Source organism: Desulfovibrio sp. DV, assembly GCF_001936595.1.
In the GTDB taxonomy this organism is placed as follows: domain Bacteria; phylum Desulfobacterota; class Desulfovibrionia; order Desulfovibrionales; family Desulfovibrionaceae; genus Solidesulfovibrio.
Genome location: NZ_MLBG01000082.1, coordinates 1 through 22,066, shown reverse-complemented (window position 1 = coordinate 22,066; position 22,066 = coordinate 1). Strand labels below are relative to the sequence as shown.

At 62.6% G+C, this 22,066-nt stretch carries 21 protein-coding genes, 2 tRNA genes and 1 pseudogene; 10 read left to right on the top strand and 14 right to left on the bottom strand.

What is annotated here, in order from left to right; genetic code table 11:
- Window positions 1-1,335, bottom strand: a pseudogene (locus DVDV_RS15960) (hypothetical protein); the annotation flags it as partial.
- 281 nt (window positions 1,336-1,616) lie between these two features.
- On the opposite strand from DVDV_RS15960, the gene DVDV_RS15955 reads away from it, so the two are divergent.
- From DVDV_RS15955 to DVDV_RS15945, 3 genes are all read left to right on the top strand, one after another.
- On the top strand, window positions 1,617-2,177 hold the full coding sequence (locus DVDV_RS15955; RefSeq protein WP_075355627.1) for a DUF4125 family protein: 561 nt from the start codon (window positions 1,617-1,619) through the stop codon (window positions 2,175-2,177).
- 138 nt (window positions 2,178-2,315) lie between these two features.
- A complete protein-coding gene (locus tag DVDV_RS15950) occupies window positions 2,316-3,410 on the top strand; it encodes a glycerol dehydrogenase (RefSeq protein ID WP_075355626.1) in 1,095 nt (364 codons plus the stop codon).
- A gap of 198 nt (window positions 3,411-3,608) precedes the next feature.
- Complete coding sequence (locus tag DVDV_RS15945; protein WP_075355625.1) at window positions 3,609-4,211, top strand: hypothetical protein; 603 nt, start codon at window positions 3,609-3,611, stop codon at window positions 4,209-4,211.
- 229 nt (window positions 4,212-4,440) lie between these two features.
- Here DVDV_RS15945 and cyoE read toward each other — a convergent pair whose 3' ends face one another.
- The 10 genes from cyoE to DVDV_RS15895 form a co-directional block, all read right to left on the bottom strand.
- Window positions 4,441-5,310, bottom strand: a complete 870-nt coding sequence (cyoE, locus tag DVDV_RS15940; RefSeq protein ID WP_075355624.1) for a heme o synthase — start codon at window positions 5,308-5,310, stop codon at window positions 4,441-4,443.
- Between the two features lie 10 nt (window positions 5,311-5,320).
- On the bottom strand, window positions 5,321-5,644 hold the full coding sequence (gene cyoD, locus DVDV_RS15935; protein WP_075355623.1) for a cytochrome o ubiquinol oxidase subunit IV: 324 nt from the start codon (window positions 5,642-5,644) through the stop codon (window positions 5,321-5,323).
- A gap of 1 nt (window position 5,645) precedes the next feature.
- The gene (gene cyoC / locus DVDV_RS15930) at window positions 5,646-6,263 is read right to left on the bottom strand and encodes a cytochrome o ubiquinol oxidase subunit III (RefSeq protein WP_254845408.1); all 618 of its coding nucleotides are present in this window, start codon (window positions 6,261-6,263) and stop codon (window positions 5,646-5,648) included.
- A 56-nt stretch (window positions 6,264-6,319) separates the two neighbouring features.
- Window positions 6,320-8,287: a cytochrome o ubiquinol oxidase subunit I gene (gene cyoB, locus DVDV_RS15925; RefSeq protein WP_075355622.1), complete on the bottom strand. Its 1,968-nt coding sequence runs from the start codon at window positions 8,285-8,287 to the stop codon at window positions 6,320-6,322.
- A gap of 22 nt (window positions 8,288-8,309) precedes the next feature.
- Window positions 8,310-9,209 carry a ubiquinol oxidase subunit II gene (gene cyoA / locus DVDV_RS15920; protein ID WP_075355621.1) on the bottom strand — a complete coding sequence of 300 codons (900 nt, stop codon included), beginning with the start codon at window positions 9,207-9,209 and terminating at the stop codon, window positions 8,310-8,312.
- Window positions 9,210-9,682: 473 nt separating this feature from the next.
- Complete coding sequence (locus DVDV_RS15915; RefSeq protein WP_006921540.1) at window positions 9,683-10,000, bottom strand: TusE/DsrC/DsvC family sulfur relay protein; 318 nt, start codon at window positions 9,998-10,000, stop codon at window positions 9,683-9,685.
- A gap of 290 nt (window positions 10,001-10,290) precedes the next feature.
- Entirely contained in the window at window positions 10,291-12,036 is a 1,746-nt protein-coding gene (locus DVDV_RS15910) for a YcaO-like family protein (protein ID WP_075355620.1), read from the bottom strand.
- A 31-nt stretch (window positions 12,037-12,067) separates the two neighbouring features.
- Entirely contained in the window at window positions 12,068-12,799 is a 732-nt protein-coding gene (locus tag DVDV_RS15905; RefSeq protein WP_175577118.1) for a methyltransferase, read from the bottom strand.
- Window positions 12,800-12,901: 102 nt separating this feature from the next.
- Window positions 12,902-12,976, bottom strand: a tRNA-Gly gene (locus DVDV_RS15900).
- A 14-nt stretch (window positions 12,977-12,990) separates the two neighbouring features.
- Window positions 12,991-13,065: transfer RNA gene (locus DVDV_RS15895), tRNA-Cys, on the bottom strand.
- Between DVDV_RS15895 and DVDV_RS22390 the strand changes: the two genes are divergently transcribed.
- The gene (locus tag DVDV_RS22390) at window positions 13,030-13,248 is read left to right on the top strand and encodes a hypothetical protein (RefSeq protein WP_139311639.1); all 219 of its coding nucleotides are present in this window, start codon (window positions 13,030-13,032) and stop codon (window positions 13,246-13,248) included. The two genes, DVDV_RS15895 and DVDV_RS22390, sit on opposite strands and share 36 nt — an antisense overlap.
- A 264-nt stretch (window positions 13,249-13,512) precedes the next feature.
- Here the strand turns inward: DVDV_RS22390 and DVDV_RS15890 are convergent, their stop codons facing one another.
- The 3 genes from DVDV_RS15890 to DVDV_RS15880 all read right to left on the bottom strand — a co-directional run bounded on the left by DVDV_RS15890 (window position 13,513) and on the right by DVDV_RS15880 (window position 16,156).
- Window positions 13,513-13,971, bottom strand: coding sequence for an Hsp20/alpha crystallin family protein (locus DVDV_RS15890; RefSeq protein WP_075355618.1), 459 nt, complete (start codon window positions 13,969-13,971; stop codon window positions 13,513-13,515).
- Between the two features lie 89 nt (window positions 13,972-14,060).
- Window positions 14,061-15,182 carry a serine hydrolase gene (locus DVDV_RS15885; protein ID WP_075355617.1) on the bottom strand — a complete coding sequence of 374 codons (1,122 nt, stop codon included), beginning with the start codon at window positions 15,180-15,182 and terminating at the stop codon, window positions 14,061-14,063.
- Window positions 15,183-15,196: 14 nt separating this feature from the next.
- Window positions 15,197-16,156 carry a DUF523 and DUF1722 domain-containing protein gene (locus tag DVDV_RS15880; protein WP_075355616.1) on the bottom strand — a complete coding sequence of 320 codons (960 nt, stop codon included), beginning with the start codon at window positions 16,154-16,156 and terminating at the stop codon, window positions 15,197-15,199.
- A gap of 128 nt (window positions 16,157-16,284) precedes the next feature.
- Here DVDV_RS15880 and DVDV_RS15875 point away from each other — a divergent pair, with 128 nt between their 5' ends.
- The 6 genes from DVDV_RS15875 to DVDV_RS15850 all read left to right on the top strand — a co-directional run bounded on the left by DVDV_RS15875 (window position 16,285) and on the right by DVDV_RS15850 (window position 21,879).
- Window positions 16,285-16,917 carry an HAD family phosphatase gene (locus DVDV_RS15875; RefSeq protein ID WP_139311638.1) on the top strand — a complete coding sequence of 211 codons (633 nt, stop codon included), beginning with the start codon at window positions 16,285-16,287 and terminating at the stop codon, window positions 16,915-16,917.
- Window positions 16,910-17,554, top strand: a complete 645-nt coding sequence (locus DVDV_RS15870) for a phosphatidylserine decarboxylase family protein (protein ID WP_075355614.1) — start codon at window positions 16,910-16,912, stop codon at window positions 17,552-17,554. Before DVDV_RS15875 ends, DVDV_RS15870 begins: the two co-directional genes overlap by 8 nt.
- A 43-nt stretch (window positions 17,555-17,597) precedes the next feature.
- The gene (gene pssA, locus DVDV_RS15865) at window positions 17,598-18,371 is read left to right on the top strand and encodes a CDP-diacylglycerol--serine O-phosphatidyltransferase (protein ID WP_075355613.1); all 774 of its coding nucleotides are present in this window, start codon (window positions 17,598-17,600) and stop codon (window positions 18,369-18,371) included.
- A gap of 122 nt (window positions 18,372-18,493) precedes the next feature.
- Window positions 18,494-20,041: a 2-isopropylmalate synthase gene (locus tag DVDV_RS15860; protein WP_075355612.1), complete on the top strand. Its 1,548-nt coding sequence runs from the start codon at window positions 18,494-18,496 to the stop codon at window positions 20,039-20,041.
- Window positions 20,020-21,285, top strand: coding sequence for a 3-isopropylmalate dehydratase large subunit (leuC, locus tag DVDV_RS15855; RefSeq protein WP_075355611.1), 1,266 nt, complete (start codon window positions 20,020-20,022; stop codon window positions 21,283-21,285). Before DVDV_RS15860 ends, leuC begins: the two co-directional genes overlap by 22 nt.
- A gap of 93 nt (window positions 21,286-21,378) precedes the next feature.
- Window positions 21,379-21,879 carry a 3-isopropylmalate dehydratase small subunit gene (locus DVDV_RS15850; RefSeq protein ID WP_075355610.1) on the top strand — a complete coding sequence of 167 codons (501 nt, stop codon included), beginning with the start codon at window positions 21,379-21,381 and terminating at the stop codon, window positions 21,877-21,879.
- Window positions 21,880-22,066 lie beyond the last annotated feature (187 nt).

Genomic DNA, 22,066 nt, shown 5'->3' with positions numbered 1-22,066 from the left:
CTGGGCAGCGGTCAGGGCCCCGATGCCGGTGGAGGTCAGTCCGCTAAAGGCGGTCTTGGTCAGGGCGGCGATCTGGTCCGTGGACAGGGCGGCCAGTTGGGTGGGCGCCAGCGCACTGGCTGCGGCTGCGGTCAACCCGGCGATCTGGGCGGTGGACAAAAGGGCCATCTGTTCTTCGGAAAGCCCCTTGATGCTGGTCGAGGTAAAGGCCGCAGTCTGGACCGCGGTCAGCACCGCCAGTTCCGTAGCCGTGAATTCGCCGAGGTCCGTGGCGGTCAGGCCCTTTAACTGGGTGGTGGTCAGGGCGGTGATCTGGTCCGTGGTCAGGGCGGCGGTCTGGTCGGCGTTCAAGGCGTGGACCCAGGTGCTGCCGACGGTCCTGATCTGGACGATGCTCAGCGATGCGAGCTGGGTTTCGCTCAGGGCTTCGATGGCCGTGGTGGTCAGGGCGGTCAACTGGGTTCCGGTCAGGCCGGCCAGCTGTTCGGGCGTCAGGGCGGCGACCTGGCCGCCGTCCAGGGCCTTTATCTGGGTGGTGGTCAGGGCGGTGAGCTGGGTGCCGGTCAGCGTAGCCAGCTGTTCCGGGGTCAGGCCGCCAATGGCGGCGGCGGCAACGCTCTTTAACTGGGTGGCGGTCAGCACGGCCAACTGGGTTGCCGCAAGCTGGCTGGCCTGGGTGGAGGACAGGGCGGCCAGGCCGATGGCGGCCAGGGCGGCGACCTGGGTCAGTTCCAGCCCGGCGATCTGGTCTTCGGTGAGCCCCTTGACCTGGGTGGCGGTCAGTTCACCAATCTGGGTGGTGGTCAGGGCGTCCATCTGGCTGGGACTCAGGCTCGCCAGGACAGTACTCTTGAGGCTTTTGAACGGGCCGATCGTGAAGGCGGCCAACTGGTCGGCAGATAAGGCCGCGGCCTGGGTTTCCTGGAGAGCTCCCACCTGGGCGGCGGTCAGGGCGGCAATCTGGGTGGTGGACAGGGCCGCCACCTGGGTGGTGGTCAGCTCGGCAATCTGGGTGACGGTCAGTTCGCGGATGTCGTTGGCGGTAAGTCCTGCCATCTGGGTGGTGGACAGGGCGGCAATTTCGTCCGCACCAAAGACGGCGACCTGGGCCTTGGTCAGGGCGGAAAACTGGACGGCGCTGAAATATACGATCTGGTCGATGGTCAGGGCGGCGGCCTGATTGACGGTCAGGGCAGCGACCTGGGTGGTGGAGAACGCCTCGACCTGGGATTCCATGAGCGCGGCAAAGTCCGTGGCGGCCAGGCTTCGCAGCGTGGTCGTCGACAGGCCGGCAATAGCCTCAGGGGTGTACGTCGCGATTGAGGATGCAAGCACTGGCGGACTCCTTGCGATTGGGTCATGGCGTTAATCCCGGAAGGCCTGGGCGCGGGAAATATTTGCCTACTGCTCCAACTTGCGGTTGATAACGCAAGAATAGCGCCAATGATAACGATCTCAGGGAAACGCTTCGGCCCGGCGTCGGCTTCGGGGCCGGCAACGGGGTGCTGCAGCTTTCGGTGGACAGGGGGCCGGGCCGGATGAGACGTCTTGCGGGCTTTGGCCCGCCCCCCCGGAGGGGAACCGTCCGAGACCAACCTTTACAAGCAGAGACAGCGATGCACGGTACAAACGAAACCAGGGAAGCCCTTCTTGCAAGCATCATTGAAAAGGAACTGGCCATGTTCCTGGCCACCCAAAACGAAGAGGAGCCGGCCTCCGGGCGGCAGAATCCGGACGCCTTCCGGCTCCTGCGCTGGATGGCCCACGCCGTGCACACCGACGCGGTCCTGGCCTCCTATCTGGAGGACCTTTCGCAGGCCGAAGCTGCCGGGCGCAATTTCATTGCCGAGAAATACGGCCGCCTGTCGGGCGAGATCCCGTCAGGAGCGGACAGCCCGCACATCGCCTTGATCGCTGATGCCGAGGCCGAGTGGCTGGAGGAGGCTGCGGCGCATTACCCGGTGGCCATCAAAAGCACCGGCGGCGTCCTTTTCCGCCGCTATGTGGCCTGCGAACTGGAGGGCCTGTCCGGGCGGACGCTGGCCCTGTACGCCGAGGAAGTCCAGGCAGCCCGGGAAGCGGGGCGCAATATGGTGGAAGAGCGCCATGAACTGCTGTGCCGGCGTATGGGCTATGCCTCCCTGGCGGCCCGGGAGGCGGCCCTGGACAAGGCCTAGCGCTGCCGGCCGCCGGTCTGTTACCACGGGTGCGCCGGGCACGTCCCTTCCCCGGCCGGAGCCGGTGTTGCTCCGGGAGCTTTGTTTGCACGAACCGAACCGTTGCCAGGACCCGGCGTCCCGGCCAAGGGGGAACCCATGATCACGACAACGCTGTTTCCCGGACGCTATGTCCAGGGCAACGGGGCCCTGTCCCGGTTGGGCCGGGAGTTGGCCCGCCTGGGCAACCGCCATTTTCTCATTTGCTCCCCGCATCCGCTGGAGCATCTGCTGCCGCCCGTCCTGCCGCAGCTTGAGCAGGCGGGAGCCGTGCACATCGAGCGGTTCGGCCGGGAATGCACGGATGCGGAAATCAGCCGGCTCCACGCTGCAGCCACGGCCTTCGGGGCGCAGACCATAACCGCCCTTGGCGGCGGCAAGACCCTGGACACGGCCAAGGCCGTGGCCGCACGGGCCGGGCTGCCCGTGGCCGTGGTCCCGACCATCGCCTCCACGGACGCGCCCTGCAGCTCGGTCTGCATCATCTACACCCCGGAAGGGGTGTTTGAGCGGGTGGACGTGTTGCCCCGCAATCCCGATCTGGTGCTGGTCGATACCGCGATCATGGCCAAGGCCCCGGCCCGGTTTCTGGTGGCCGGCATGGGCGATGCGCTGGCCACCTGGTTTGAGGCCGATTCCTGCCGCCGTAGCCGCAGCCCCAATATCGCCGGGGACGTCGGGTCCATGACCGCCCATGCCCTGGCCCGGTTGTGCTATGAGACCGTCCGGGACTGGGGGCTTTTGGCGCGCACGGCCTGCCAGGCCGGAGTGGTCACACCGGCCCTGGAGCGCATCGTCGAAGCGAACACGCTCTTAAGCGGCCTGGGGTTTGAGAGCGGCGGCCTTGGCGCGGCCCATTCCATCCATAATGGCCTCACCGCCCTTCCGGGCGTCCACGGCCGCAGCCACGGCGAAAAAGTGGCCTTTGGCGTGCTCGCCTCGCTTTTCCTGACAGACAGGCCCGTGGCGCTTTTAAACGAAGTCTACGACCTGTGCCTGTCCCTTGGCCTGCCGACCACCCTGGCCGACCTGGGGCTTGCCGACGTGTCGGACGAGGAGTTGCTGCAGGTGGCGCAAAAGGCCTGCGCGCCCGGAGAAAGCATCCACAACGAGCCGGTGGAAATCTCCCCGGCCGTGGTCTTTGCCGCCCTCAGGGCCGCCGATGCCGAAGGCCGTCGCCGTCGGCCGGCCTAGTAGCCTGTCCTTTCGCTTCGCGTATTCGAGAAGATCAACAACATATCGAAATGGCTGTATTTTCTTAAAATACTGCGAGCGAACCTTTGAAAAAAAGCGGCACAGGGGGGGCGGGGCGTTGCGTTGGGGATCGGGAATTGACTTTCCTCGCGTTCGATGGAAGAAAATGAAGGAACGTCAGAACTTGGAGGGAGAACCATGAAAGGCAATGCGCTGACCACGTTTTTTATAAAACATGCAGTGGCGATCTTCGTGATTGCGACGGCGTGTTGCCTGTCGTTGATTGCCTATCTCACCAACAGCTTCAAACCGAATGTGCTTGGAACATGGATCATCGTTGGCATACTGACGTCCTTGCTGTTTTCTGGTGTCGCCCTGATCGTTGTCCTGGCTGTCGCTGCAGTGGACAAGGCCAGAAAGTATATCATTGCCTACCAGCCCCAGGACGGGATCACGTTAAAAGACCGTTATGAACAGGAACGGATACGAATATCCGATTTTTTTTCAGCCTTTCTTCTGGTGAATGAGAACAAGGAATTTGAGGATTGCGAAATACAAGGCCCGGGTTCGATCTATTTGCTGGCAGACAGCGATCTGGACAACTGCACCTTTAAACTATGCGATTGGATCGTGGTCAAAAATGATGCAACGGTCAATACCGCTGCGCATTTCCGGCATACGACGTTTTCAAAGTGCAAGTTTTTCAATGTGGCCATCTACATGTCGCAGGAGACGGCCAACCGGCTGTGCGAAAAGCAAAAAGCCTGTTCGCGCGAAGACCTGTCGGTTATCGGCCTGTAACAGCGGCCCGGCCGGTCCGGTCGGCTTGACCCACCGCGCGCCAAAGCGCCGGGCTGCGTTTGCAGCCCGGCGCTTTCATTTTTCCCATGCAACCTCTCCGGGACAAGCGCACCGGCTCAGGCCCTGCCCGCTGCGAACCCGCGGGTGCGCGTCCCGGCCTTGTTTCCGGCGGGGGCGGGCCTGTTTCACCCGTCTTAGGAGCCGCGCCCCGGGTGGCCGGGCGGGGCAATCAGCCGGCCGGAACCGGGGCGGCGTAGTCCAGGGACATCATGACGCTAAGGACGATAATGGCCAGGATGGAGATGCGGTAGAGTTTTCTGGCCCACAGGACTTCGGTCTGGGCTTGGGGTCCGGTCCAGGCAATAAAAAACCAATACAGGCTCAGGCCCAGGACGGCGACGGCGTAGGCGCTTCCGACATAGCCGCAAACGGGCAGCGCCTGCGCGGCCAGGGCGAAGGCGAAGATATGCACGAGCATGTCTTTTCTGGTGGCCGAAACGCCATGTTTGACCGGCATGACCGGGAGGCCGGCGGCGGCGTAGTCGCTTAAGCGGTAGATCGTTATGGCGTAGGAGTGGGGAATCTGCCAAAGGCTGAAAATGGCCAGCACGATCAGGCCGCCCGGGTCCAACCGGCCGGTCACGGCGCAGTAGGCCGCCAGGGGCGGGGCGGCACCGGCCAGACTGCCCACCAGGGTGCTGGAGGCGGAATTGCGTTTCAGATACAGGCTGTAGACGCCGACGTAGACGCCAAAGCCGGCCAGCACGATGGCCAGGGCCAGCAGGTTGGTGCCAAGCAAAAGGACGGCCACGCCGAGGAGGCCAAGCGCCAGGGCATAGAGGAGGCTGCTGGCGGGAGCGATGGCCTGCCGGGCCAGCGGGCGACGGCGGGTGCGCTCCATCAACGTATCGATGTCGCGGTCAATATAGTTGTTGCAGACACAGGCCGAGGCGACAACAGCCGACGTGCCAAACAGGACGGCCCCCAAAAGGGCCGGATCGACCTGCCCCCGGGCAGCGAGAAAGAAGCCGCCGCACGCCGAGAGGATGTTGGCGAAAACGATCCATGGCTTGGCAACAATCACATAGTCTTTGAGCACGTATCAGGTCTCACATCCGGTAATGCAGGCTGTACATGATCCAGATCGATCCACCTACAAAAAGGAAGATGATAAAGAAGGTGAACAGGAGCGACATGAGATTCCAGTACATGGCCGACGAGGTGTCGAGATGCAGGAAGTAATGGAGCTGCACGATGATCTGGACCACGGCGGCGGAAAAAATGCAGAAAATGGTGGCGGATTGGGGCAGGGCTCCGGTCATGACCAGGGCGAACGGGATGGCCGTCAATATGATGGAAAGAATGAATCCCGTGCAGTAGGACCGAAGCGACCCGGTATGGGCTCCGGCGGCGTCGTTATGTGTCTGGTGCATCTTACATGACCCCCATCAGGTAGACGACAGTAAAAAGGCTGATCCAGACGATATCCAGGAAATGCCAGAACATGCCAAGCCGCAGGAGCCGGCTTTGCACCGGCCCGGTCAGGCCCTTGGTGGCCAGTTGCACCACCATGACCACCATCCAGAGCATCCCGCAGGCCACATGGGCCCCATGGGTGCCGACCAGGGCGAAAAAGGCCGAGAGAAAGCCGCTGCGCTGCGGTCCGGCCCCTTCGTGGATCAACTGGCCAAATTCGTGGAGCTCCATGGCCAGAAAGCCCAGGCCGAGCAGGAAGGTGACGCCCAGTCCCAGCATGACCGGGCGGGTGTCGCCCTTGCGCATGGCCAGCATGGCCAGACCGAAGGTGGCGCTGCTGCACAACAGGAACAGGGTCTCGCCCAACACGTAGGGCAGGTCAAACAGTTCCTTTCCGGTCGGACCGCCGGCATAGTTGTGGGAAAGGACCACATAGGTGGCAAAGAGCCCGGCAAAGATGATGAGGTCGCTCATCAGGTAAATCCAGAACCCCAGGGCCTGGATGGAGGCCGTGTCGTGGCTTTCGCCGTGGGTGTTTGGCATAGTAGCCGCAAGCGTCGCGTCGGTCGCCATCATGCAACCCTCCCTGGACAGACCATGTTCGGTCTTTTGTTCGATTGATTTCCGCGCACCTAGGCCATTTCCCGATAGCGCAGGTTTTCAATGCGCGCGACTTCGGCCGCCGGGATGATTTCGTGGATGTCGTCAAGGCTGGCCCGGGCGATCACCACGGCAATGAGGCCAAGGAAGCTGACGATGGCCAGCCACCAGATGTACCAGATCATGGCAAAGCCGAACAGGAAGGCCAGCAGGCCGATGGCCACGCCGTGCCAGGAGTTTTTCGGCATTTCAATGGGCTCGTAGTGGTCGGGCCGCTGGTAGGCGATGCCCTTTTCCTTCATGTCCCAGAAGGCGTCGCGGTCCTCGACCACCGGAATCGTGGCGAAATTATAGACTGCCGGCGGGGACGAGGTCGCCCATTCCAGGGTCCGGCCATCCCAGGGGTCGCCGGTGGTGTCGCGATTGGCGTGGCGGTCCCGGATGCTGACCAGGAGCTGGATGACGATGCAGCCGATGCCAAGCAAAATGATGCCCGTGCCCAGGGCGGCAATGATGAGGTAGGGCTGCCAGGCCGGGTTGTCGTAATGCTGCATCCGCCGGGGCATCCCCATGAATCCGAGGATATACAGCGGGATAAAGGCCATATAAAAGCCGATCAGCCAGCACCAGAAGGCCAGCTTGCCCCAGGTCTCGTTGAGGCGAAAGCCGATGGCCTTGGGAAACCAGTAGGCGTAGCCGGCAAAGAAGCCGAAAAGCGTTCCGGGAACCAGCATGTTGTGGAAGTGGGCGATGAGAAACAGGCTGTTGTGCAGCACAAAATCCGCCGGCGGCAGGGACAAAAGGACGCCGGCCAGGCCGCCCACGGCAAAGGTGGAAAGAAATCCCAGCGTCCAATACAGCGGCGTGGTGAAGCGTACCCGGCCGCGATACATGGTAAAGAGCCAGTTGAACACTTTGACGCCGGTGGGAATGGCGATCAGCATGGTCGAGATGCCAAAGAAGATATTGACGTTGGCGCTGGCTCCCATCGTAAAGAAGTGGTGGACCCAGACGGCAAAGGACAGGAACATGATGGCAGCCGTGGCGTACACCAGCGAGCCGTAGCCAAAGAGTTTCTTTCTGGAAAAGGTGCTGACGACTTCAGAGAAAATGCCAAAGGCCGGCAGGATGACGATGTAGACCTCGGGATGGCCCCAGGTCCAAAACAGGTTGGTGTACATCATCATGTTGCCGCCCATGTCGTTGCTGAAAAAATGCATGCCGAGATAACGATCCAGGGTGAGCAGGCCCAGGGCGACGGTCAGGACCGGAAACGAGAAGATGATGAGCACGTTGGTGAAGACGGCGGTCCAGGTAAAAAGCGGCATCCGCATAAGCGTCATGCCCGGGGCGCGCATCTTCAAGATGGTCACCAGGAAATTGACCCCGGTCAGCAGTGTCCCAAGACCGGCTATCTGGATGGACCACATCCAGTAATCCACGCCGGTATCCGGGCTGTAGGCCAGTTCGGTCAGGGGGGCGTAGCCTGACCAGCCGGCCCGGGAGAATTCCCCGACGCCAAGGGACACCATCATCAGCATGGTGCCGGCCACGGTCAGCCAGAAGCTCACCGAATTGAGAAAGGGAAAGGCCACGTCGCGCGCCCCGATCTGGAGCGGGATGATGATGTTCATGAGGCCCGAGAGAAACGGCATGGCCAGAAACAGGATCATGAGCGTGCCATGGGCGCTGAAAATCTGGTTGAAGTGGTCCGGCGGCAGGAAGCCCTGGGAGGAGCCCAGGGCAATGGCCTGATGCGTGCGCAGCATGATGGCGTCGGAAAAGCCGCGCAGGAGCATGACCAGCGACAAGATGATGTACATGATGCCGATTTTCTTGTGGTCAAAACTGATCAGCCATTCCTTCCACAGATAGGTCCACTTCTTGAAGTAGGTAACCAGGACAAGGATGCAAAACCCTGCCAGAAGGGAGCCGACGACCGCTCCCATGACGATGGGATCATGGTACGGGATGGCAGCGAGAGTCAGTTTTCCGAACATTGCAGCGGTCCTCCGTGTGGCCCTATTGTCCGTGCCCGGAATGGGTTTTTTCGCCTGCGTTGTGCGCGCCCATGGGCATTGGATTGTATTGGTGGATGATGTAGTCAAACAACTCTGGGTCCACGGTGGAGAAATAGAGGACCGGCACGCTCGAACTCGGTTTTTGCAGTTCCTTGAAACGGGCCACGTCAAGCCGCTCCGGAGCCTGCTTGACCTTTTTGACCCAGGCTTCGAAGCCTTCCCTGGAGTCGGCAATGGCCTTGAAGGTCATGGCCGGATAGCCGGCGCCGCTGAATTGCTGGTTCTGGCCGATGTATTCGCCCGGTTCGTCAGCCATGAGGTGCAGTTTGGTTTCCATGCCGGCCATGGCATAGATCTGGCTGCCAAGCTGCGGGATGAAAAACGAGGTCATGACCGTATCGGAGGTGAGCCGGAAACCGAGGGGGATCTTGGCCGGGAAAACGAATTCATTGACCACGGCGATGTTTTGCTCGGGGTAGATGAACAGCCACTTCCAGTCCAGGCTCACCACTTTGACATTGAGCGGTTTGGCTTCGGATTTGAGGGGCAGATATGGGTCCAGGCGATGGGTGTCGCGCCAGGCAAAAAACGACAGCACCGACACAATGGCCAGCGGCACGAGCCACATAGCTATTTCTATTTTTTTGGAATAGCACCAGTTGGGGTCATAGTCGGCATTCTTGTTCGTTGCCCTGTATTTGAGGGGAAACCAGAGGGACATGATGATGACGGGGACGACGACCAGCAGCATGAGGACAAATGACATAATAATGAGAAAGCGCTCATCCTGGCCAATTGGTCCTTTCGGATTCAAAACGATGAGTTCGCTGCAGCCTTGGAGCACGGTGACGGCACACAGGAGCAGGAGCACTGCGAATCCGAAATAGCATTTTCGTTTCATTTGCCTACCTCAGCGCATTGACGGACATGTCTGGTTTCGACCTTACCGAATTATCTACTTTTTTCATATCTTCCTGTCAACGCCGTTGGTGCTCAATACCCTGTTGCCGCAGGCAGTGCCGGATGTGGGGGCGTAGCTGGCCCCGGGCGGCGGCAGCGAAGAGGGGCGATGGTTGGGTTGCCCGGCCGCAGCGCCCGGGACGGGGCAGCAAGCGGTCTTTCGCAATCCGGAGGTTTGCGGCGGCTTCGCGACGGCGTGGCGGTGACAGTCCGGCGGCGGGTTGGGCGCAACCAGGCGACCGGGAGGCGGCGAAACCGGGCAGCGGGATTTGGAGGAAGGGGCAGGGGGGACGGTCCGGCAGCCCGGCAGGCAAGGCCGGGCTGCTCTGGAAGCGGGATGCGTTGGCGGAGGCTGGAAACAAAAAAAGGCGACGAGTTGCCCCGCCGCCTTTTTCCCTCGAAGAGAAGCGAGAACTAGACGCAGCCGGTGGGCTTGGGCAGGCCGGCCATTTTGCAGGCTCCTTTGCCGGGTCCGGACGGGAACAGCTCGTAGATGTGCTTCAGCTTGAATCCGGTCACTTTGGACAGGATGCGCACCATCGGGGCGATGCCGTTCTTCTTGTAGTAGTCCTGCAGGAACTCGATGACCTTGTTGTGCTCCGGGGTCAGCTCTTTGATGCCCTCGGAGTCCTTCACGTAGTCAACCCATTCCAGGGTCCAGTCTTCAAACTTCTGCAGGAAGCCGTCTTCGTCGACCTCGAAGGTTTTGCCTTTGTACTCAACAGTAGCCATGCGCATCCTCCTTACAAGGTTGATAATACAAGCGCCCGACAGGGGAGCCGGGCGATTCCAATGCCACCCGCGAAGCGGGGAGGCCTCACCCATAGATCAGAGCACCCTTGATGCCCGATGGGTCGTACTTGTCAGGGAACCGGCTCTCATGGCAGCTTCAGGCTCCCGCGTTACTTTCCGAACGTATCCTTGAAAACCTGTTGTTGTCAACGGCTTTTCAAAGCGAAGGCGACAGCCCTGCGTCGATTTCGTCCGTTATGCTACGCTGTTGCGACAACTTTACGCAGTCTTTACCGGCCCATGGCGGCCAGTTGGTCCTTGGCAAACGTGATGGAAGGGTCAAGGGCCAGGGCCGCTTCCAGATAGTGCACGGCCAGGGCGTCGTTTCCGATTTTGGCCTGGCACAGTCCCAGGTTGGCCAGATCCATGGCCGAACCGGCATCCAGTTCCAGGGCGGCGGCAAAGTCGGCGGCAGCCGCCTCGTACCGCTCGGCCTTGTAATGAGCCACGCCGCGCAGATTGAAATATTCTTTGACTTCGGGACAGTAGGCGACTGCCCGGTCAAGGATGGGCACGATGTCGTCGAAGCGGCCAAGCTGGGACAGGGCGTGGGCCTGGTAAAACGCGGCCAGCCCCTTGTCCTCGGCGCTTTTCTGGAGGGCCTCGGCGCAGGCAAACTGGGGTGCGGCCGCCTCGGCGTCACCCAGGCGAAGGGACAGCACGCCCTCGAAGAAGGGGACAAAGGGGGCGCTGGGGTAGATTTCGGCCAGGGCGGCCAGACCGGCGTCGGCCGTGGCCGGATCGGCCTCCTCGGCCAGCAGGCGGCCGGTGAACAGCCCGAGGCTGGCGGCCGGGGTGCGCTCGCGAAAGAGAAAACCGGGTACCACGTTGTAGTTGGCCGAAAGCCCGAGTTCGGGATGGGTGGTGTCCACGGTCAAAAGGGGAAAGCCGCGCGTCCCCAGGGCCTTGGCCAGCTCGGCCAGTTCCTCGGCAATGTCGTTGCGCTCGATGCCGGGCAGGCCGGCCAGGGGCGCAAGCGGTCCCTCGGTCACCCAGGCCGCCGCGTCCAGGCTGGTGAACTTGGGCAGGCCCGAGGCCTCGTAGTTGGAGAGGCTCTCGAAATCGCCGGCCAGCTGGGCCACCTCGGTGAGGGCCCGGATGGCGGCCTTGGCCGGGGAAGTGGCCGTGCCGGCAGTGAAAACGATCTCCGAGGCGTGGGGAAAGGTATCCGGATCGTAGGCGATGGCCCCGATGGTCGGCACGGGCAGGTCCAGGGTGAAGTCCTTGAGCCACACCTTGATGCCCTGGCTGGTGAAGGCGTCCATGAGCGTATTGAGTACCGGATCGTCGATACTGGCCGGGTCGATGGTGGGCAGGGTTGGCCGGGTGCGGTCGATGATGGTGCAGACATGGCGCTCGACCAGCTCGCAGGCTCCTTGGAGCACGGATTCCTCAAAGCAGTTGCCGGCGGAAGACCCGTTGAATTCGTTGAGGATCTTAAACCAGTCCAGGGGCACGGCCACATCCGTTCCCTGGGCCACATCGCGGACGAGCACGAAACGCCAGGGCACGAGATCCAGGATGCGCCGGGCCTCGTCGTCACTTAAGGTCTCGCCGACCGAGGCCCGGATGACGGCCAAGGGGATGAGCGCGTCGCCGAACCGGGCCTCGGCCTCGCTCCAGGTGGCCGGGAAAAACCGGTCCTCGTCGCGCCAGAAGGAGAAAAAGCTGTAGCGTTCGGCCAGTTCCATCAGCGCCGAGGCCTCGGCCTGCTCCGGGGACGCCCCCTTGCCCATCTGCTTGCGGGTGGGCATGACAGCCCGGGCCGCGTCGCCGCAGATGCTTAAAAAGACCGGGATGCCCAGGCGTCCGGTGTCGATCCGCTTGGTTTCGGCCAGCACGCCGGAGCCGAGCCGGGCAAAGGCGGCCTTGGCCCGGGCCACGGTTTCGGCCGGGGTGATGGTCTTATCCTGATCGACGGTGTAGCCCTTGGGGCGATGGGTCAGGCCCGGGGCCAGGGTGTCGCGGTGATCCATGCAATGTTTCCGTTCGGGTATGGGTTGCCGCCTAGGCGACCTTTTTGGGCGTCATGCGGTAGATCTGGCACAGCTTGCGTTCCGGCTCCCCGGACTCGGGGGCCGTTTCCTTGTAGCCCACCACCCGCTCGGCAATGGTGAATTCCTCGGCGGCCAGGTCCATGAACCGGGTGGCCTTGCGGGTGAAGTCCTTGGACAACAGCAAGGCAGCGTCTTTTTTGAGCGCGATGTGGGCCAGGAAGAATTTGAGCAGGCTGCGGTAGGTGTCCTGCAGGTAGAGCACTTCGGCCCCGAGGATGACGTCGAAACGCCGGCCCAGACGGTCGGTGGTGAAATCGGCCCTGGCCACGCTGGCGGTGTCGGACAGGCCGTTTTGCAGGATATTGATCTGGGTGAAGAGCAGGGCGTCGGGATGGATGTCGGTTAAAAGGGTGGGAAACCCTTTTTTGGCGGCAAACAGGCCGACCAGCCCGACGCCGCAGCCGACTTCCAGCAGGGTCCGGCCGTTCGGCGGGCCGAGGTGGCGCAGGGAATGGGCCAGGAGCAGGGCGGCGGGCCAGATGGTGGCCCAGTAGGGCAGATCGACCGGGCCGTCGCCGGCTTTGGCCAGCTGTTGGTCAATGAGCGCGGCCACGTCGTCAAGCTGCAGCAGTTCCAGGGTTTCGCCGTCAACGGCCACGGGCTCGAAATGCACGTCGTAGCGTTTTTTGGCAGCGTCCAGAAGTTCGTCGAGGGGGGCGGTGAGGGGGATGGCTGTGTCCACAAACACTCCCATTGCGGTATGAATTTCCGGCAATAGCGCAATTGCGGGGACATGGCAAAGAAAAAGGGCCGGCTTTGTGGGCCGGCCCTGTCGATTTTTCAGTGGAGCGGGAAACGGGATTTGAACCCGCGACTTCAACCTTGGCAAGGTTGCACTCTACCACTGAGTTATTCCCGCTCAATGTTCGGCTGTGGAGGCGGCATCCGGATTTGAACCGGAGAATGGAGGTTTTGCAGACCTCTGCCTTACCACTTGGCTATGCCGCCTCGTTTCAAGGAGCAATTTGTTTACTCGCTGCCGGCCCGGTTGTCAATAACTTTCTCAATCTTTTCCGTCCGGTCCGACTCGGCGGGGCGGCCGCCGTTGCCGAGGCGCATAACTGTCAAAATCCGGCCCGCTCGTCAACAAGAAATTTCAAAAAATTCAAAAAAGCGTTTCAAAGTGCTTAAAAATAAAGGATAAATTTTGAAGGCTGCGGGCCGCGGTCTAGGCCGCCCCTGCCCCCGGTTGGCCCGCCCGGGACTCAAGGCCGGCCCGCAGGCCCGCAAAAACCGGCCGCCTCGCCCCAATTCGGAGCCATACGGCCATGGAAACATCACGGGATTTCCATGGCCGTCTTGGGCAACCGGCCCGGATATGCGTCCAGGCCCGCCCGGCCTCCCATAAAAAAGGCCGGAGCGGTACAGGCTCCGGCCTTTGGGCGGCAAGGCAGGCTATGCGCCTTCGATGGGGATGTTGCGGGCAGCCTCGGCCGCGTCGCGGGGGAGCGTGACGGTGAGCACGCCCTTGTCGAAGCGGGCCTTGGCTTCGGCCTCCTTCACCTTGCCGGGCAGCGGGATGAGTCGGGAAAAGGAACCGTAGGCTCGTTCAATGCGGTGGTAGTCGTCCTTTTTCTCTTCGCCCTCGAACTTCTTTTCGCCGCGAAGGATCAGCGCGTCGTTTTCCACGCTGATGGACACGTCGGCCGGTTCAAGGCCGGGCAGCTCCGCCCTGACGGTCACCACGCCCTCGGTCTCGCTGACGTCCACGGCCGGATAGCCGCCATCGCGAAAGACCGGGGCCAGGGAGGCGAAGGGCTCGCGCCAGAACTCCTCCATCATGTCCGCCAGACTCACCGGGCGTTTGGCGGCAATGGAGCGCTCCCGCAAACGGGGCAACAGATGCTTGAACATGGTCCAAACCTCCGTTCATATAAAAATGGGGATACTTTTTTGATAAGCACGCGGTCTGGCCAGTCAAGGCCGTGCCGGCCGTATGCAGTTTAGGAGCCGGCTGATTTGCCGGTCAGTAATTCCAGGAGCTTCCAGCCTTCCTTGGCGAAATCGCCTTCGGTGTCGCAAAGGAGCACCACCCCGGACAGGTCGGCCGGGGACATGAGGACCAGGGCGAAGTAGCCGCCGGAGCGGCCGGCGTGGAGCACGTATTCTCGGCCGCCAAAATTCATGACGTTCCAGAAATAGCCGATGTAGAGGGTCGGTATCGCGGACACGTGCTTGCGCGGCAGATGGGCCAGCCGGGCGACCGGGAGCAGCGGCGTCATGTTCACGCCCAGGTTGGCGGCGGCATAGGCAAGCAGGTCGTCGGCGGTGGAACGCAGCGCCCCGGCGCCTTCCAGGCCGCTGACCTCCCAGTTGGGCACGACCTTGCCCTTGGCGTCATGGCCGTGGGCCATGCGGGAGCGCTGGTCTTCCGTCAGCGTCACCCGGGTGTCGCGCAGGCCAAGGGGCGTGCAGATGCGGTCCACCACGAGGGTTTCGTAGTCAACGCCGGCGGTCCTGGCCAGCAGGTAGCCGGCCAGGGCCGCGCCGACGTTGCTGTAATAGAAGTTCTGGCCAAGGGGCGCGATGAGGCCGGCCTTGGCCACGTAGCGCAGGAGCAGGCCGGTGGAATAGCCGGCCATGGGGTTTTGCGGATCTTTCGAGGGCATATTGTCCGGCGCTTCAGGCAGCCCGGAACTGTGGGTGGCCAGATCGAGGTAGCTCACCCACCACAGGGGGGAGTTTTTGTCGATGGTCCCGGGCGGCAGGGTGAGCCGGATGGGATCGGTGTCGCGCAGTTGGCCGGACAGGACGGACTGGGCCAGGAGCAGGCCGGTGAAGGTCTTGGTGATGGAGCCGATCTCGAAGAGCGTGCTGCCGTCCGGAGCCTTGGCCGAGCGTCCTTCGCCGCGCTGGCCAAAGCCGTAGACCTTCTGGCCGGCCGGGCTGACATAGCCCACCACCAGACCGTGCACCCGGCCGGAACGGGTCAGGTTCTCGACGATATGGGCCGTGGCCTGCCGGCCGGGAAGCGAGGCGGCCCGGACGTTCGGGGCGGCCAAAGCCAGGAGGACCAGTGCGGCCAGGAAGATCGGGGCAGGGAACAGGGGCGGACGTCGCGGCATGGACAGGCTCCGGCTCAGGCGTGGTTGCGCAGTTTGAGTTCGATGGGGTGCGGTGTCAGGTAGGCCTGGTCTTTTAAATAGGCCACATCGTATTTGCGGGTGTAGTGGACGAGCAGGGTGATGGGCACGATCAGCGGCACAAGGCCGAGGCGGTAGTTGTCGATGACCTCGTTAAGCTCGGCCTTTTCCCCGGAGGTGAGCACTTTCTTGAAATAGCCCATGATGTGCTGGAGCACGTTGGCGTGTTTGGCCGGGGTGGCCGGCAGGGCCAGGGCCCGCATGAGGATGGTCTCGTAGGATTGGCGCAGGGCATCAGCCGGCCAGTTCTTGGCTTCGGCGGTCAGCCGTCCGAGCTGCCGGGCCAGTTCCGGGCTGTGGGCCATGAGCAGCAGCTTGTGGTTGCTGGTGAAGGTGATGACCCGGGAGGTGAGTGAGCTTTGGCCGTCGCCGGCCAGGGCGGCGCGCCAGCGGGTCAGCGTAAAGATCCGTTCGATGAAGTTTTCCCGCAGCTTGTCGTCATGGAGGCGGCCCTCATCCTCGACCGGGATCAGGGGAAAGCGGTCGAGGAAGGCCCGGGCAAACAGGCCGACCCCGCGTTCGGCTGGCGAGCCTTTGTCGTTATAGACCTTGACCCGGGTGAAACCGCTCGACGGCGACTTGGATTTGAAGATAAATCCGCACAGGTTTTCTTCGGCCAGTTCCGCAACGCGCCCGGCGGCCCAGGCCTGCATCCGGTCGGTGTGGTCGAGGCCGGACTTGATGGTGACCAGACGCGGCGCGTCCGGGTCGCCGACCAGGCGCATGGCTTCCCGGGGTACGCTCAGGCCGCACTCCACTTCCGGGCAGACCGGAACGAACTCGAAATAGCGGCCCAGGGTATCTATAATATAAAGATCACGCTTATGGCCGCCGTCGTAGCGGACAGGCTGGCCGAGCAGGCAGGCGCTGACCCCGACGCGGATGGTTTCGGACATGGTTTCCCTCCAGGGAGAATTCCCGACTTGCCTGGTGGCATGTTTGCGGCTAAAGCCATCCAGGCAAATGCCACTGTACGGGCTTTGAGCCGTCATGGGAAGCGATGCAGCCGGAATCTGGGATGTGTATGGAACAATTGTGCGGACTTACCGCTATTTTTTTCGATTTCGGCGGCGTTTTGGCCGAGGAAGGCTTCCGCGAGGGGCTCATCGATATCGCCAGGGCAGCCGGGCGTGATCCGGCCGAAGTGGTGCCCCTGGCCTACGAAATGGCCTGGACCACCCGGTATGTGGTCGGCGGCTGTGACGAAGCCGGGTTCTGGCAGGCCTTTCGCCAGGCCACCGGTATTGCTGGCGAGGATGCCGACCTGACCGAGGCCGTGCTGTCCCGTTTCGTGCCCCGGCCCTTCATGTTTGCCGTGGCCGACGCGGCCCGGGCGGCCGGGCTCAAGACCGCGATTTTGAGCGACCAGACCGAATGGCTGGCCCGACTCGACGCCCGCCATGACGTCTTTTCCCATTTCGACATGGTCTTTAACAGTTACCACCACGGCACGAGCAAGCGCGAGGCTGCCTTTTTCCAGCTGGCCCTCACGACCCTGGGCGTTTCGCCGCAGGCGTCCCTTTTTATCGACGACGCCGCCCACAACACGGATCTGGCTGCCGCACTGGGCTTTAAAACCATCCTCTACCGGGACCGGGCCTCGTTTGTTGATGCACTGGCCGCCTTGTGTCCGCCCCTTGGAGCCACCCATGTATAATCCCATCTGCGGACTGGCCCGCGACGGACTGCCGATCATCGGATTTTTCGCCCTGGCCGCCCTGATCACCGCCGTGTTGCGCTGGCCCTGGCTGGCCGGGCTCTTTTTGCTGCTCACGTTTTTCTCGCTCAATTTCTTTCGCGATCCCGACCGGGCCGCCCCGGTCGAATCCGGCATCGCCGTGGCCCCGGCCGACGGCGTGGTCTGCAAGATGGGCGAGGCGACCGATCCGGCTTCCGGCGAGACGCGCCAGGTGGTGTGCATCTTCATGAACGTCTTTAACGTCCACGTGAACCGCTCGCCGGTCACCGGCGTGGTCTCGGAAGTGCGCTACATCCCCGGTAAATTCTTCAATGCGTCCCTGGACAAGGCCTCGACCGACAACGAGCGCAACATGATCGTGGTCACCGACGCCGAGGGCGCGCGGTTCACGGTCATGCAGATCGCCGGACTCATTGCCCGGCGCATCGTCTGTCCGGCCAAGGTCGGCGACCGGCTCGGCCGGGGCGAGCGCTACGGCATGATCAAGTTCGGCTCGCGCCTTGACGTCTATCTGCCGCGGGGCTATGCTCCGGCTGTCACAATGGGCCAGAAAACCACAGCGGGTGTCACCGTTTTGGCGAAAAAGGCCGAGTAGGGGGCGGGGTTTTACCACCCGCACCATCGAAAAAGCGGAAGTGATGGAAGAGAAAATCACCCAGAGCCGGGCTCGCAGGAGCGTGTACATCCTGCCGAACCTGTTCACCATGGCCAGCCTGTTCGCTGGCTTTCTTGGTGCGCTGTGGGCCATCGAGGGCCGCTTCGACATGACCGCCCTGGCCATTCTCTTCTCCTGCCTCTTCGACGGACTCGACGGCAAGGTGGCCCGGCTGACCGGCACCAGCAGCGATTTCGGCGTCCAGTTCGACTCCCTGGCCGATCTGGTCGCCTTTGGCGTCACTCCGGCCATCATGGTCTACCAGTGGCAGTTGGCCCGGTTCGGCCGCCTGGGCATCCTGGCCGCCTTTATGCTCGTGGCCTGCGGCGCGCTTCGCCTCGCCCGGTTCAACGTCATGTCCGGCAAGGCCACAGCCTCCAAGAAGTTTTTCGTCGGCCTGCCCATCCCGGCCGCCGGTTGCATGATCTCGCTGTTTTACATGTTCGAGCAGTATCTGCCCGACGACATTGCCGCCGCCGTCATGCCCAAGGCCTGCCTCTTTCTCGTCTACACCCTGTCCTTTCTCATGGTCAGCCGCGTACGCTACGCCTCGTTTAAGGAATTCGGGCTGGTCAAGGCCCATCCCTTCAGCGCCATGGTGACGGCCCTTTTGCTTTTTGTCGTCGTGGCTTCCGAACCGTGGCTCATGGGCTTCCTGCTCTTCTCCGCCTATCTTGCCTCCGGCATCCTCTACACCTTCTTCATTCTGCCCCGCCGCGCCTCCAAGCTACGGGAGTCCCTCCAGGAACTCTCATAATACCATTATCCTCTTTTTGACATTTCTTGTCATTGCCCCGGCCCCAGGCTAACCATAGCCCAGCCGCGTGATCACACGTGTGCATTCCTCTCCGCGAAAACGCGGGGAAAGGGGAGACTCTTATGCCCGACGACAACAGGGTATTTATCTTCGACACCACGCTTCGGGACGGCGAACAGTCGCCCGGAGCCACCATGACCCGCGAGGAAAAGGTCCGCATGGCCCGCCAGCTCGAAACGCTTGGCGTGGACATTATCGAGGCCGGCTTCCCCGCTGCCAGCGAAGGCGATTTCCAGGCCGTGTCCGCCATCGCCGCTGCCGTCAAGACCCCGATTGTGGCCGCTCTGTGCCGGGCCCTGGCCGCAGACATCGACCGGGGCTTTGAGGCCATCAAAAAGGCCGAGCGCCGGCGTATCCATACCTTCCTGGCCACGAGCGAACTGCACATGGTGCACAAGCTCGGCAAAACCCCGACCCAGGTGCTCGACATGGCCGAGGCTGCCGTGCGCCATGCCGCCAGCAAAGGCGTCGAGGTCCAGTTCTCGGCCGAGGATGCTTCGCGCTCCGACCCGGCCTTCCTGGTCGCCGTATGCGAAAGGGTCATTGCCGCCGGCGCGACCATCCTCAACATCCCCGACACCGTCGGCTATGCCCAGCCGGCCGAATTCGCCGACCTCATCCGCCATCTGCGCGCCACGGTGCGCGGAGCCGAGGCCGTCACCTTCGCCGTCCACTGCCACAACGACCTGGGGTTGGCCGTGGCCAACACCCTGGCGGCGCTGCACGCCGGGGCCCGGCAGGCCGAAGTGACGCTTTCCGGCATCGGCGAACGGGCCGGCAACGCCTCCCTGGAACAGGTGGTGATGGGCCTTAACACCCGTCCCAACTACTATAATCTGACCACGGGCATCGTCACCGAGGAGCTTTTCCCCTCCTGCCGCCGCCTCTCCGGCATCATCGGCCAGCCCATCCCGCCCTATGCCCCCATCATGGGCCGCAACGCCTTTGCCCACGAGTCCGGCATCCACCAGCACGGCATCCTCAAGGATCGCCGCACCTACGAGATCATGACCGCCGAGAACATCGGCCGCAAAGGGGCGGTGGTGGTCCTTGGCAAGCACTCCGGCCGCCATGCCCTGGACGCCAAGGTCAAGGAACTCGGCTATACCATCACCGACGACGAGTTGCTGGTGGTCTTCGACGCCGTCAAGCAGCTCGCCGACCGCAAGCAGCGCATCCTCGACGAAGACATCGAAGCCCTCATCCTGGAAAAAGTCCTGCGCCGCCCGGACCGCTATGCCCTGCAATACCTGTCGGTCCACTGCGGCAATGTGGAGCTTGCTCCCTTTGCCGTGGTCGAAATGCAGGTGGAGGGCGAGACAAAACGCCACTATTCCGCCGGATCAGGCCCGGTGGATGCGGTCTTTAACGCCGTTTGCCAGGCTGTCGGCCGCAAACCGGACCTGGAAGAATACCAGATCAACGCCATCACCGGCGGCACCGACGCCCAGGGCGAAGTGACCGTGCGCATCCGCGACGGCGCGGCCACCACCGTCGGCCGCGGCGTCCACGACGATGTCATCATGGCCAGCACCCTGGCTTTTATCAACGCGCTCAATCGTTTGGCCAAGAAAGAGGAGGAACGGATATGCCCGCAACCGCAACTTTAGCCGAGAAAATCCTGCAGCAGCACAGCGACGAGCAGATCACCGGTCCGGGGCAGATCGTCCGTTGCCGGCTCTCCCTGGTCCTGGCCAACGACATCACTGCGCCGCTTGCCATCAAGTCCTTTGAAAAGATGGGCGCTGCCGCCGTCTTTGACAAAGACAAGATCGCCATCGTGGCCGACCACTTTACGCCGAACAAAGACATCGCCTCGGCCGAACAGGTTAAAGTCTGCCGCGAATTCGCCAAGAAAATGGGCATCACCCATTACTTCGAGGGCGGCAACGTCGGCGTCGAACACGCGCTTTTGCCCGAACTCGGCCTCGTCGGCCCGGGTGACGTCATCATTGGTGCCGACTCCCACACCTGCACCTACGGCGGCCTGGGTGCCTTCGCCACCGGCATGGGCTCCACCGACATCGCCGCCGGCATGGCCCTTGGCGAAACCTGGTTCAAGGTGCCGCCCACCATCCAGGTCATCCTTACTGGCACGCTTCGCCAGTACGTCGGAGCCAAAGACCTCATGCTGGCGCTCATCGGCACCATCGGCGTGTCCGGCGCGCTCTACAAAGCTCTGGAATTCACCGGCGACCTCGCTGCCGCCCTGTCCGTCGAAGGCCGCATGACCATGTCCAACATGGCCATCGAAGCCGGCGGCAAGGTTGGCCTGTTCCCGGTGGACGCCAAGACCCTGGCCTACGCCGCAGCCCACGGCCGCACCGGTGACGGGGCCCTTACCGCCGACCCCAATGCTGTCTACGAACGCACCGTCACCATCAATGCCGACGGCATGGAGCCGCAGATCGCCTGCCCGCACCTGCCCGACAACGTCAAGCCCGTGTCCGCCGTGGCCGGCCTGCCCATCGACCAGGCCGTCATCGGCTCGTGCACCAACGGACGCATTGAAGATCTGCGCGAAGCAGCCAGCATCCTCAAAGGCAGAAAAGTGGCCGACTCCGTGCGCTGCATCGTCCTGCCCGCCACCCCCAATATCTGGCGCCAGGCCCTGGCCGAAGGACTCATCGAGACCTTTATGGACGCCAACTGCATCGTCGGTCCCGCCACTTGCGGGCCGTGCCTCGGCGGCCACATGGGCATCCTGGCCGGCGGCGAACGGGCCATCGCCACCACCAACCGCAACTTCAAAGGCCGCATGGGCAGCCTGGAAAGTGAAGTCTACCTCTCCGGCCCCGCCGCTGCCGCCGCTGCCGCCCTCGCCGGCGAGATTATCGACCCGGCGAAGGTGTAGTGGAGTAGGATAAAGGCGAAGATGCCTCCGGCGGCCGGGGGGATGATCCCCCCGGACCCCTGCAATGGGGCAAGTTCTATAAGGAGATACGCCATGTATCATGGTACAGCACATACGGTCGGCGCGCATATCGACACCGACGCCATCATTCCGGCCCGTTTTCTGGTCACCACCGATCCCGACGAACTCGGGGCCAACTGCATGGAAGGCCTGGAAGCAGGCTGGATCAAGAAAGTCAAAAAGGGCGACATCATGGTCGCCGGCGAAAACTTTGGCTGCGGCTCGTCGCGCGAGCACGCCCCGGTGGCCCTGCTTGGAGCCGGCATCCCCGTGGTCATCGCCCACAGCTACGCCCGCATCTTTTACCGCAACGGCTTCAACATGGGCCTCGTGCTGCTGGAAATCGGCGACGACGTGTCCAAAATCCACGACGGCGACGAACTCAAAGTCGATGCCGATACCGGCATCATCGAAAATGTCACCACCGGCGTCGCCATCCAGTGCAAACCCGTGCCGCCGTTTATGCAGGGCATCCTCGACAAAGGCGGCCTCATCCCCTACGTCCAGGATCGCTTAGCCGAGCGGGCTTCATAATAAGGCGAAACGAAGAGTGCCTCCGGCGGCTGGGGGGATAATCCCCCCAGACCCCTGTAAAGGGGGGTAGGGTCTGCGTAAGCGGGTTGGAATACATTCCAACAGCCTGACAACACCGGCAGCCAACCAAAACGAGCACTCCTCTTTCATAAGCTTGCCTCCCATTCAGGGGGTCCGGGGGGATGAT